The organism is Erythrobacter sp. F6033 (assembly GCF_023016005.1).
GTDB lineage: Bacteria > Pseudomonadota > Alphaproteobacteria > Sphingomonadales > Sphingomonadaceae > Erythrobacter.
Genome location: NZ_JALKAZ010000001.1, coordinates 1,732,145 through 1,744,292 on the forward strand (window position 1 = coordinate 1,732,145; position 12,148 = coordinate 1,744,292).

The 12,148-nt window shown below is 56.5% G+C and carries 8 protein-coding genes and 1 tRNA gene; 1 reads left to right on the plus strand and 8 read right to left on the minus strand.

What is annotated here, in order from left to right; genetic code table 11:
• Positions 1 to 156 precede the first annotated feature (156 nt).
• Entirely contained in the window at positions 157 to 1,857 is a 1,701-nt protein-coding gene (locus MWU39_RS08235) for a hypothetical protein (protein WP_247159519.1), read from the plus strand.
• Between the two features lie 116 nt (positions 1,858 to 1,973).
• Here the strand turns inward: MWU39_RS08235 and MWU39_RS08240 are convergent, their stop codons facing one another.
• The 8 genes from MWU39_RS08240 to MWU39_RS08275 all read right to left on the minus strand — a co-directional run bounded on the left by MWU39_RS08240 (position 1,974) and on the right by MWU39_RS08275 (position 12,135).
• Positions 1,974 to 5,783: a GMC family oxidoreductase N-terminal domain-containing protein gene (locus tag MWU39_RS08240; protein ID WP_247159520.1), complete on the minus strand. Its 3,810-nt coding sequence runs from the start codon at positions 5,781 to 5,783 to the stop codon at positions 1,974 to 1,976.
• Positions 5,780 to 7,216, minus strand: coding sequence for a metallophosphoesterase (locus MWU39_RS08245; RefSeq protein ID WP_247159521.1), 1,437 nt, complete (start codon positions 7,214 to 7,216; stop codon positions 5,780 to 5,782). Before MWU39_RS08245 ends, MWU39_RS08240 begins: the two co-directional genes overlap by 4 nt.
• Positions 7,213 to 8,463, minus strand: coding sequence for a serine hydrolase domain-containing protein (locus MWU39_RS08250; protein ID WP_247159522.1), 1,251 nt, complete (start codon positions 8,461 to 8,463; stop codon positions 7,213 to 7,215). The genes MWU39_RS08245 and MWU39_RS08250 overlap by 4 nt, the downstream gene beginning before the upstream one ends.
• A gap of 380 nt (positions 8,464 to 8,843) precedes the next feature.
• Positions 8,844 to 8,920 (minus strand) — tRNA-Met (locus tag MWU39_RS08255).
• A gap of 88 nt (positions 8,921 to 9,008) precedes the next feature.
• Positions 9,009 to 9,527 (minus strand): 2'-5' RNA ligase family protein, encoded by a 519-nt coding sequence (locus MWU39_RS08260; RefSeq protein WP_247159523.1) that lies wholly within the window; start codon positions 9,525 to 9,527, stop codon positions 9,009 to 9,011.
• 11 nt (positions 9,528 to 9,538) lie between these two features.
• Positions 9,539 to 10,507 (minus strand): endolytic transglycosylase MltG, encoded by a 969-nt coding sequence (mltG, locus tag MWU39_RS08265; protein WP_247159524.1) that lies wholly within the window; start codon positions 10,505 to 10,507, stop codon positions 9,539 to 9,541.
• 4 nt (positions 10,508 to 10,511) lie between these two features.
• Entirely contained in the window at positions 10,512 to 11,774 is a 1,263-nt protein-coding gene (fabF, locus tag MWU39_RS08270) for a beta-ketoacyl-ACP synthase II (RefSeq protein ID WP_247159525.1), read from the minus strand.
• Positions 11,775 to 11,898: 124 nt separating this feature from the next.
• The gene (locus MWU39_RS08275; RefSeq protein ID WP_067596821.1) at positions 11,899 to 12,135 is read right to left on the minus strand and encodes an acyl carrier protein; all 237 of its coding nucleotides are present in this window, start codon (positions 12,133 to 12,135) and stop codon (positions 11,899 to 11,901) included.
• Positions 12,136 to 12,148 lie beyond the last annotated feature (13 nt).

The window sequence follows — 12,148 nt, forward strand, 5'->3', positions numbered from 1 at the left end:
GCAGTACTGAAGGATTTTCAAGAAAGTACGGTATCAATCGGCGCTCCATCCGTCCGATTGCATACGCTTTTGTCCGATGGCGCAGACCATCACGCGGCAAGGCGCGGCCTTGATCGGGGATGGGATCTTTCGACACCCCTTCCCTTTGGCCAGGCATTGAACGCGGCAATCAATGCCGATGTCCAGACTGTGGCTGATGCAAAGGCAGTTCTTGCGGGTCAACAGGTCGCAGATAGCGAAGCCGCCAACCGTTTGGCAGCCATCAGCGATCTTATGAACAAGAGCCGAGTTTTCGAACTTGCTGATGACGATGCGCGATTAACAGAGCTTTTTCTGGCCTCTCTGAGCAAACAATCAGACGCTTCTGCGACCGCCCAGTTCGCTTCCGAATCTGGGAAGCGTGTGGCTCTGGCGGGCCGAATTTTAATAGAACAGTCCGATCTGGTCATCGCGATATGGGACCAAGCGACGACGGCGAATATCGGCGGCACCGGGCACACTGCCTTGGCTGCGCTCAACGCTGGTATCCCCGTGCTCTTGATCGATCCCGTGACCCCGGATGCGTGGCGAGTGGTGCTGGCGCCTGAGGATTTGGCGTCGACTACCGTCTATTCGGAAAGCAGCGACCGATTGTCCTCGCTTCACCAAATCGTCTTGGCCGCTGTATCGGTCGGTGAGAAAGGTGATAGCGGCGATCATTCCGGTCTCAAGACTCTCGACGCCGAGCATTGGCGGGACCAGAGCAGTGTATTGAGCCATGCATTTCGTCGCACAGAAATGCTGTTTGGCGAAACGGGTGTTTGGCGCAGGTTTGCATCAGTGCGGCAAACCTATGAGCGACCTGAAGAGATCGCAGCGGGCAGCGCAAAAGCCCTTATCGTTGCTGCAAGTGCAATGTCACCGGGCGGTAGCTCTGTGGACGAAAGCATAACCCAGCAGATTTTGCCGCGTTTCGCTTGGTTGGACGGAATTTCCGCGCACCTTTCAGACCGTCACCGTTCGGGAATGACGCTCAACTTCATCCTTGGTGCCTGCGCGATTATTGGCGGTATTCTTTACTTGCCGCTGGTTGATCCGGCACAAAAGTGGATATTCGCCTCGATCGAGCTGGCGTTCCTGCTTGCAATCTTGCTCAACACATCAATCGGTCGAAAGCTTCGCATTCATGACCGATGGTTTGAGACAAGGCGTGCAGCAGAATATCTAAGATACAGTCCGATGCTCAGCATTTTGGGCGTTGCCCGGCCTGCGGGCGAGTGGCCGCACGGTGCGAAGAGCCGTTGGCCGGAATGGTATGTCAAACACACGAACAGAGCGGTCGGATTGCCAGAGTGCACTGTCGATGAAGCTTACTTGAAGTCGTCACTCACCATTTTGCGCGATCACTATGTCGACCCTCAACGCAATTACCACCGCGCTAAATCAGAACGTCTTTCGCGCGTCCATCACGGGCTGGATCACCTTTCTGAGTGGCTATTCATCGGCGGTGTTCTCTTCGTGGCGCTGTACCTCGTCTTGGCGGGCCTTTCAGCGTTTTCCGTCATTGATCCCAATTGGCTTACGCGGTCGGCGAAATGGTTCACCGTGCTTGCGGTAGCGATGCCCACTTTGGGCGGTGCACTCGCAGGCATTCGATATTTCGGCGATTTTGAAAGGTTTGCCGAGATATCCGATGTCACTTCTGAAAAGCTGGACGCGATAGCCGATCGGCTTGGCGTGATATTGAACGCGTCTGACAACGCCATCACATACAGTCATGCCTCTGAAATCATGCGTGCTGCCAACGATGTGGTGTTCGCTGAAATACAGAGCTGGCAATCGGTGTTTCGCCGGAAAGTCATCGCAGTCCCGGCTTAGACTCTCGCAAATTTTGTCGGTTGCTTTGCGACCAAACCGGTGTCGGAATTCAGAGACTGATCCTTGGCGCACGCTAAGGCTGCGCACGCCAAGGATCGCGATATCTCAGTTGCGCGTCACGCGGTTCTACGGTCGCTTCCGGCTTCCGTTTGTTGATCCAAACGCTCCAGCTCTTCAAGAATCCACGGCGTGACATCGCGGTGCGCGTTCCGGCCGATAAACAGATCCATGTGGCCGTAATCGGGAATAATCCGTTGCTTGTAGAGCGAACCGCCATTGTGATCTGACAACCAGACACGGGTGCGTTGTCCGCTTTCAGGATAAAAAATCTGATTGGTGGCTCCTGAGAGGAAGCTGATCGGCATAGCCAATCTGCGGGCAGCCGCGTCGTCGGTGTAGATCGACTTGCCATCTACATCGACTGCCAGACCTTTGTGCATGATTTCACCGAGTTGCTTAAACGGAGTCAGCGAAACGCGGCTGAACATGCTGCCGAGCGCGAGATGGGTGTCATGGCCAAGTTGGCGATGGTCCCAGCTGGGCCCGAACACACCGAATACACGGCGACAGGTTGGGTTCTTACAGGCCTGCCCTTCTGGCACAGGTATTTGATACGCGATGGCATCAATCTGATTGTCAGCTTCGCTGCCTTGGCTGACGAAATCCATATGCCCGTCGAGCAGCGAGATTTCGCCCAGCATGCCGGCAACCCCAAGGTCGGCTTTCATGTAATTGAGCCAGTCTGTCACCGGATGCAGCGTGAGCTGCGAACTGATCAGAGAGCGGACATTTGTCACCCAGCCAGCACCGATGCCCATCAACAGGCTCATTGAACCAACACAATGCGCCAATGCCTGAACGCTATCGGCACCCGTGACAGCGCGGATTTTCGCCACCGCAGCGGGCCAATCGTGCCGGGCGATATCGTCAATTGTGAATTCCGGTGGATGCTCCGTATCGTTGCCGGAATCCGCACTGGCGCGGTAATCGAACAACCACACATCATACCCCTGAGCCACAAGGCTTTCGGTGAGATTCTCATCCACCGTTGGCGTTGCAAAGCTAGACGCGCGAACAGAAAAACCGGGAGCCAAAACGATGGGTCCGCGCGCGCCGCCGCGATAGCGGGTAAGCCCGATATTCACACCATCGCCAGTCGGAACGATATGCCGCTCTGATGGCGGCAAGTGCAGTTCGCGGTACGAAAGCGATGCGGCATCCTTGCTCGCGAAGTCATTGAGTGTCGCCAGCATCCCGCCATATGCGCGGAACACCGTCATCGCAAAGAAACCCGCAAATTTGGCCACGAAGTACGTTTCGATGGCCTTCTTCGCTTTGGGGATCAAATTGACGACATGTCCCACCAGCGTATCAGAATCGTGGACAGTAATCGTGGTTAGCTGCCGCATGAATTCATCAATGCCGAGCTTCAAGACGCCGCGCCCGATCAGCTCGCCGTGCTCATCCTCTCCGTGACGAAGAGTAACAAACAGAGTGGTCAGATCGGTCCACGGGTCTGTTTGGGCTTTCCCTTGTCCCCGCTGTTCGAGCGTTTTGAAGCCATGGAAATGGATCGGGCCATCCGGCCCCTCCAACACCATGTCATAAAGCATTTTCCAGCTTTCCGCCTTGTCCGGATCGGCAACAAGCAAGCGGAACGTACCTTCACGCACTGGCATCGGCTTTGCGGAGATAGAGCTGACCACAACTTCGCCCGTAATGCGCGAACGGTGCTCGGGCTCGTCAATCATGCGGTGCAAATTGTCAGTAGTGACTGTTAGCAGGAAACTGCATTCGCCATTTTCTGACTGTCCCCATGCTGAGCCGTTGACGTAATCGTCACGGATACGCTCAACATGACCGCATGGCCGATGGTGACAACCAGTCGCGCTGATATGACCTGCCATCGTTTCGGTGAAAGCGAGGCCGGGGCTCATCGCCTCCGGGTGATCTTTGACCAGCTGCCGGATCGCGGTTTTGCCCTCTTCGATCGCACCGCTTTCAAAATGCTGGGCCACTTTTGTGACAGCATCGGCCACCGGATTGATGGCATGGCCGCCCACCCATTTGGCGATAGACAACTTCAACGTTTCTTTGTGAGGAACCGTTTGTGGCTCTTCAATCGCCTGCTCTTCATCGGGGGCCGCTTTTGGCAGTGGGGTTTCCTCACCAAGCGAATAATCGATGGTCCAGCCTTCGCGCTGCGCAAGTTTTTCAACCGCGCGTTCGGCCACGGCGGTGATCGTTAGCAACGGATTGACGCCGACCGCGCCGGGAATTGCCGCACCGTCGCACACGTATAGGCCCGGATACACATCGGTGCCACTATTGCCCGCAAAGACACGGCAGCTGTCGTCAACGACGCCGGAAGCGGCATCATCGCCCATGCCGCACCCACCAATCGGGTGCACTGTGATCAGCTTTTGCCCCATCGGTTCTGACCAGAGCGGGTCGGAGAAATACTGAGCTTCGATCGCCTCAGCCGCTTCGCGCATTTTGTCATCATCGCGGCGATAGGTGCGCTGCTCACCGGCATTGGCCCATTGAATGGTGATACGATCATCTTCGAGGGAGAGCTGACCGCCGGAATCATCCACGCTCATCACCAGATAGGTCAAGGTGCGCGCCATTGGTCCCTTATAGGCCCATTCGGCGATACTGCCGGGATCAGCCTGAACCGCTTCGCCCATCGCCTTTGCATCCAGCAAACGCGGCTTCACCTGATCGAGACCGAAGCGGGTAAAGCCATCGGCAAGTGCTTCGCCGAAGAAGAATGCAGGGCCCAATCCGGCGGCTAGAATGCCGGGGGCCACACCCTCTTCGATAACCAGACCTTTGGCAGGATCTTCATTGTCACGCATGTCGATGACGCCGGTAATGCACGGGCCAGGATAGGCCTCTTCCCCAACTTCATTGGTGCCGACACCCATCGCGTAAATCGGGTTTGCGGTGACCACATCACCTTCTTTTTCCGATTTGAAATAGCTGTCATAAGCAAAGCCAAGAGCATCGCCATTACCAGAGAAATGCGTCCCCAATCGATCGGAAAGAGCCAGACCCTTTTCGCGCGATCTGAGGAGGATCTCGGTTGAGCCAATCGCGCCAGCCCCCAAGATCACGTGATCGGCGGAAATGGTCGTCGATTGACCTGAGGCATCGTCTCCATTGTGCTCGACATGGACACGCCAGACATCACCGTCTCGCGCAATCCAGCGCACTTTCGCCTGCGTGAAGATCTCTGCGCCGTGGTTTGAAGCATCGGGCAGATAGTTCATCAGAGTGGTGTTCTTCGCGCCGACATTGCAGCCGGATGTGCAATCGCCGCAATTGGTGCATGCTGGTTGCGGCACGCCAAACTTATTTGTCTTATCCTCAAAATTCACATTGATCGGAGTTTTGTAGAAGCGCTTATCCATGGTCTTTGCCGAGTGCTCGAGCGCTTCGAGTTTACCCAGCGTGGGGTGTGTTTCAGGATAGACGTTTGGCGAAAGCATCTCTCTCGCGCGCTCATAATATTGGTCAATCGCGTGAGGATCTTCGCGGAATGCCGCGGGCCAATGTTCGTAGCCGAGCAATCGCTTATCCAGTTCCAGCGATACGTTCGCGTTAATCAGCGAAGTCCCGCCAAGGCCGCATCCGACAAGCGCATATTGATCATCGTTCACATGCACTTCGAACATGGCGTCCGGCGAACCGATCCGCCCGCCTTTGACGCTAAATTGCATGGCACCTTGAGCATCGGATATCTTGTTCGGATATTCACCCGGCAGCATTTCCTTGCCGCGTTCCAGGATACAGACATCCTGCCCGGCCCGGGCCAAGCGGGATGCGGCTACGCCTGCACCATAGCCGGAACCGACAACCAAAACGGTGTAGTGCGATTTCGCCTGATCGAGGCTGCGAGCGATACGTTTTTGAAAAGTCATTCTGCGGCCTCCCGAAGCTCTGCATCTGATCGTGCGAGTATTTTGCGAACGCGGACATCGGCTTCCTCGACAATGCGAGCGTGAACGACGTTAGAGAAATTGGCCCAATGGTCAGCAGCGCGTTCAACAGCTGCGGAAGCTTCGTCGACCAATCGGCTTGCTCGGCCGCTGCCTTCGACGCGCACCGGCGTGATTTTGCCATCGGTCGGATCATTGAACAGACGCAGTGAGGCGACTTCGAGCTCGTCAGAGACAAGCATCGCAGCACAGCCTTGCACTGGCATCAAAGTCGGCTCGTCGAGCACCCAGCCGCCTGTATTGAAGACGCCGACGGGTACGTCATAGCCATCGACAAGGAGTTCATCCTGAAACGGTTTGTGGGTGTGTCCAAAAATAAATGAAAGCTCGCGCGGCATATCCGAGATTTCTTCGCGCACTTGATGCGCCAGCGGCGTCCCGAGATACCAACCGAGATCTTCGATCTCGTCTTCACCCAAGACATGGCCGTAACCATCGCGTTGCCGTTCTGCCGCGCGACCCGCCGTCAGGTCGACTGCGGCGCGGATCAGATTGTCCAGCGTGACACCGTATTTAAGCGGCATTTTCGGATTGATGCCGAGCTTTGCATGCAGGCCGCCAGTGATCCGGCGGGCAATGCTCTCAGCAAAATCGTGGCTTGCACCCGCGCTAAGCATGACTTCGTAAAGCGAGCCTGCTTCATCGCCGATTTCGCCTGCGCTACCCAGATCGGACCACAGGAAATCAATCCATGGACCGTTCTCCTGCTCCAGCTGACGCATAGTGTCAGGACGTGCTTCGCCATCGCCCAGGAACGCGCGCATATTCGAAAGAGCGCGGTACATCCCATCAAGGTAGTGCCCGTGATGCATAACCACCGCACGCTTGGTCTCGCCGTTTGACAGCCCCCAATTTGGGTAGGCAATTTTGACAGACGCGCCCTGCAAATGCGGGCGATGGGCAAAAAGAGATTCCATCAGGCGGCAGCGATGCGTGGGTGTGCCGAAAATCTTTGTAACCGAGTCCAGATCACCCGGGACCTGGCCCGCCTCTAGCGCCGAAAGAAAACCGTTGTCCTGCGCCATGCGCCACAAGTGATGATCGTGATTGCCGGCGACATAGATGATTTCCCGATCGAACAATTCGATGCCATCAACCGGGAAGAAAGCATCCAAGAGTTGTAGGAAGCTTTTCGAGACATCACCAAACGGTGAAAGACCAAGGTCCAAAGCGTCGCCAAGCAGAACAAGCTGCGGCTTCTCCTGATCGCGCAGCGTTTCCCTCATACCATTGGCAAAAGCGGCGAGCACTTCTGAAGGGCCATCGGCGATTTCACCGCTGCCATGGACATGAGTCAGCAAGCTGTCACGCGCGCCGAGGTGAAGATCAGATAATACTACATGGCGGATGCTCATGAGCGGTTCTCCAGACAGGTGTAAAACGCATCGCGCACCAGTTTTTCGCGGGCATCATCCCACTTTGCGGTGCCAAGTTGATTGGTGATCCAGGCGTAAGCTACGCCGTCTTCGGGATCGCAAAAGGCGAGCGAACCGCCCACTGCGAAGCTTCCGAAGGCGCTGCGAGTCCGTGCAAATTCCCACGCGCTGAACGGCTTTTCGAAACAGTGCGAATAATACATGTCAGCGGTAAGGACTTTGTCTTTCAGCCCCTTGTGCGGATGCCGATGCCCTTTTGTGAGGATGGCCATGACCTCAGGCGTGACGCCCAGTTTCTCGCCACCTTCTGCAAAGGCATTGTACAGTGTCGCCAATCCGCGCGCCGACGCCATGCCGCCAGCAGCGCCCTGCCCGATGCGCCAATAGTCCTCATTGTCGAGTGCCTGCGGTCCTTCAAGGACAAGCGGATTGTTCAACGTGCGGAATGCGAGCGTACCTGGCAGACACATCTTGAATGTGAGAGCCCACGGCATCGTGGTGTGGCGAATGAAGAGGTCCTGCATTCCGAACCCTTCGATCTTTGCAATACGATCGCGATCAAAGCTTTCGGGGAGACCAATGAAAACGTCTTGCCCAAGCGGGCCGGCCACTTCCTCAGCAAAGAACTGCGGCAGTCGCCGCCCTTGTGGATCACGGCGGTGGATCAATTCACTCGCGATCCAGCCGAGCGTGTAAGCGTGGTTCCCGGCGTAGTCGCCGGGTTTCCAATTGGGTTTCTGACCAGCGATGGCAGCGCAGATCGCTTCCTCATCGCCGATATTCTTAAGGGTGAGCTTTAAATCGATCGCCGCAAGCCCGGCTTGTTCGGACAAGGCCTCGCCTACCGTTACTGCTTCTTTCCCATGCGCGCCAAACTCGGGCCAGATATCGGAGACGCGCTCATCATAGGAAAAAAGGCCCTGCGAAACCGCGACAGCACTGGCCATTCCCGTAAGCCCCTTGGTGAGCGAGTAGACCAGCGCGATATCATCGGCGCCCCACGCTTCCGTTCGCGCAGAATCTCTCCATCCACCGTGCAAATCCACCACGGTCTTTCCGCGATGCATAATCGTGCAAGCCGCACCCAGTGCCTCGCCAGACATGATCGATGCCTGAAAAGCATGCGCAACCGGCTCGAAGCCTTCAGCGACATAGCCGTGACCCGATACGTTTGAACTGGCCTCTTGCTGCCCGCTATCCTGTGGCGCGCGATTTGACGATTGCATTGCAACACCCCTGCTCGCGCAAGGCAAACGGCCTCGCGCTTTCGCGAGCAGAGCTAAGGAAGAATGGTTAATAGCGAGTTAGTGATAATCCAACGCGCTGCTTTTCCATGCAGCAAAGCAACGGCCTTTACTTGTGAAGTTAGTTGCCAGTTTGGCGATCGTTTGAATATTATTAATAGAATTACACAAGTCGCAAATGGAGCGATCTATCGATTTGAATTTATGATTGGTGATTGAGCAAGATTCTGCGCACCTAAATCGCCATGAGTGCTGTTGATGGATGGCCACACACTTCGGCTTCCAATGCCATCTGATGCCGCCCGAGGTAGCAAGCGCGGAATTGGTCCACGACTCATTGGGGCAATTGGCTTGCTGGATTTTGGTAGCGGAGGAGGGACTCGAACCCCCGACACATGGATTATGATTCCACTGCTCTAACCACCTGAGCTACTCCGCCCCATTGGGGATTCGCGAGGACAATTGCCTCAAGCGAGCGGCGCATTTAGGGCGCGGCTGCGCGCGGGTCAACCGTTGATGCGCGTGTTTTAAAGCCGCTCTCGTCCGCGGAACACGCAGGTCTTCACCAGATCCCATGGCCCGCCTTGATACAGATGCAGTTCCAAAGCCGGAAACTCAAAGCGGACATGTTCGATCGCAGGCGCCAATTCAGCCTGGAGCGCCCTCGCCTCGCGCTTGGTCACCTTGTTTTGGATCGTAATGTGCGGGCGCGGCTCATACAAATCTTGCGCGGTCAGGCTGCCATGGAAATGCTCCGCAATGAATTCCCGCAATGACAGCAATTGCGGGCTGTGCAACGCGATGGCTGTGCCGGTGTGCAGGTCCATTACACCGCTCATCTCTGCCTCTGGCGCCGAAAATTCTCCTGCAACACGCGGCAGGAAGTCCTTCAATTCATCGAGCAACGACGGTGCAAAGGAATGGAACATTGTGACATGCGCATGCAGATGATTGCGCTCTGCCGGATAGTGCGCGCGGCGCAGGCGATCAGCCCAGCCTTGAATGTTAGACGGCAGTTTTGCAGTGACGATAAACGGGTTGGCCATTCGGGTTTGGCCTACATTTCGCCCCGCTCACGGCGGAGGCGATACCATTTGTCGACAGCGGCATTATGCCCCTCAAGCGTCTCGTTAAACTCATGCCCACCCGTGCCATCGGCCACCATAAACAGGTAGCTATGCCGTTCCGGGTTCAACACCGCGGCGATGCTCTCGCGCCCCGGATTGGTGATCGGCCCGTCGGGCAAGCCAACACGTGTATAAGTGTTGTAGCCGTTCACAGCCGCAATCTCGGATTGGCGGATGCGGCGGCCTAACGGCTTACCTTTGGTGATCGGATAGATGATCGTAGGGTCTGCTTGCAGCAACATGCCCGTTTTCACGCGGTTGGAATACAGCCCTGCAACAGTGCCCCGCTCTGACGCTGTGCCGGTTTCTTTCTCCACAATAGAGGCGAGGATCAACGCCTCTCGCATCGTTTCGACAGCGATATCCGGACCGCGCTTCGCCCATGCTTCGGCGAGATATGTGTCCATCGCGCTTTGCATCTGTTCGATGATTTCACCGCGATCTTGTCCGCGTTCATACGAATAGGTATCCGGCAACACAGACCCTTCGAGAGGAACCTCGATTTCGCCAGTAAGCAATTCTTCTGCCATCAGTTTTTCATAAACGAGGATCGACGGCATGCCCTCTGGAATGGTCACAAACCGGCGGATCACATCTCCGTTTTGAAAGGCTTCCAGAATGTCACCCTGGCTCATTTCCGGCTTGAGCGAAAACTCGCCTGCCTGAATGGGGTCAGACGATCCCAGCACCCGAGCATACATCAGGAAACCGTCGGCTGATACGATCAGGCTTTCGTCTTCCAGCTTGTTCGCCACCGCGCTCAGCGATGATCCTGCTGGAATAACAAATGGCGTTTCCTGCTTGATCGTGGTGCTGCCCATCAGGGAGCCGCCAAGATACAGACCCGCTGCCAGAGCAATTGCGAGCAGCAGCCCGACGATGCAGCCGAGCTTTTTCATGCGCTTACCCGTCCACCTTTTGCATAATCAGCGATGCGTTGGTGCCGCCAAAGCCGAAGCTGTTGTTGAGCACTGCGCGCACTTCGCGCTTTTTCGCGGTAAGCGGCACAAGGTCGATCCCTTCGGTGCCGTCGTCCGGATTGTGCAAGTTCAGCGTCGGCGGAACAATGCCATCGCGCATGGCCAGGATACAGAACACCGCCTCAACCGCGCCAGCGCCGCCCAGAAGGTGCCCGATGGCCGATTTGGTCGAGCTCATAGACGCACCGCCCAAATCTTTGCCCAGCACACGCATCACAGCGGCGAGTTCGATTGTGTCGGCCATTGTGCTGGTGCCGTGGGCGTTGACGTAATCAATGTCGCCCGAGCTGAGGCCAGCCTTCTTCAAAGCCATTCGCATAGCAAGTTCCGCGCCCTTGCCTTCAGGATGCGGCGCCGTGACGTGGTACGCATCGCCCGAAAGGCCGTATCCGGTCACTTCGGCATAGATCGTCGCGCCGCGTGCTTTGGCACGTTCGTATTCTTCTAGCACAACGACACCGGCGCCCTCACCCATGACAAAGCCAGCGCGGTCTTTGTCATAGGGACGGCTCGCCTCGGTAGGCCGGTCGTTCATATCGGTGTTAAGCGCACGCGCCTGAGCGAAACCAGCAATGCCAAGCGGATTGATGGTGCTTTCCGCGCCGCCAGCCAGCATCACATCGGCATCATCCATCATGATCATCCGCGCGGCGTCGCCAATCGAATGCGCTCCGGTGGAACATGCAGTAACAACCGCGTGGTTAGGCCCCATAAAGCCGTATTTGATCTGCACCTGTCCGGTGACAAGGTTGATCAGGCGTCCGTGCACAAAGTGCGGAGACACTCGCGCAGGGCCGCGATTGGCCAGTACTAGGCTTTCGCTTTCAATCCCCGGAAGCCCGCCGATCCCTGCGCCGATGGAACAACCGGTGCGCTCTTTTTCCGCATCGGTCATATCGGTCAGGCCTGCGTCTTCGAGAGCCTGACCCGCCGCGTCGATACCGTAGACGATAAAGGGATCGACTTGCCGCTGAACCTTGTGATCGACGCGCCTATCCGCGTCGAAGCCCCAAGGGTGGTCTTTGTCTTTCACCTCGCACGCAATGGTGCATTTCTGGTCTGACGTGTCGAAGCGCGTGATCTGGCCCGCGCCGCTTTCGCCAGCAATCAGGTTTTTCCAAGAGGTTTCGACATCGCCGCCCAGCGGGGTGACAAGTCCAAGTCCGGTTACAACAACGCGGCGCATACCATTCTCCAAAAGCCCCGAACGGGCGTTATTTGTGTGACGCAGAAACACTACAGGCCCGCGACCCTGCAAAGGGCTCGGGCCTGTTGGTCAGCCGCCCGCCATGCGGGCATGCCGGGGGCAATTAGCCCTTATGTTCTTCGATGAACTTGGTCGCATCGCCAACGGTGCTGATTTTTTCAGCCGCATCGTCAGGAATTTCGACGCCGAATTCTTCTTCGAAAGCCATCACGAGCTCAACGATGTCGAGGCTGTCTGCGCCCAGATCATCAATGAAGCTGGCTTCTTGAGTTACTTTGTCGCCTTCAACACCAAGGTGCTCGACAACAATTTTCTGCACGCGGTCGGCAGTATCGCTCATGTGTATCCCTCTT

Bases quoted from the DNA above. Each gene is read 5' to 3' on its own strand.
- mltG (WP_247159524.1), bottom strand. From the start codon at position 10,507: ATGAAAAAGCTCGGCTGCATCGTCGGGCTGCTGCTCGCAATTGCTCTG.
- MWU39_RS08260 (WP_247159523.1), bottom strand. From the start codon at position 9,527: ATGGCCAACCCGTTTATCGTCACTGCAAAACTGCCGTCTAACATTCAA.
- fabF (WP_247159525.1), bottom strand. From the start codon at position 11,774: ATGCGCCGCGTTGTTGTAACCGGACTTGGACTTGTCACCCCGCTGGGC.
- MWU39_RS08245 (WP_247159521.1), bottom strand. From the start codon at position 7,216: ATGAGCATCCGCCATGTAGTATTATCTGATCTTCACCTCGGCGCGCGT.
- MWU39_RS08240 (WP_247159520.1), bottom strand. From the start codon at position 5,783: ATGACTTTTCAAAAACGTATCGCTCGCAGCCTCGATCAGGCGAAATCG.
- MWU39_RS08250 (WP_247159522.1), bottom strand. From the start codon at position 8,463: ATGCAATCGTCAAATCGCGCGCCACAGGATAGCGGGCAGCAAGAGGCC.
- MWU39_RS08275 (WP_067596821.1), bottom strand. From the start codon at position 12,135: ATGAGCGATACTGCCGACCGCGTGCAGAAAATTGTTGTCGAGCACCTT.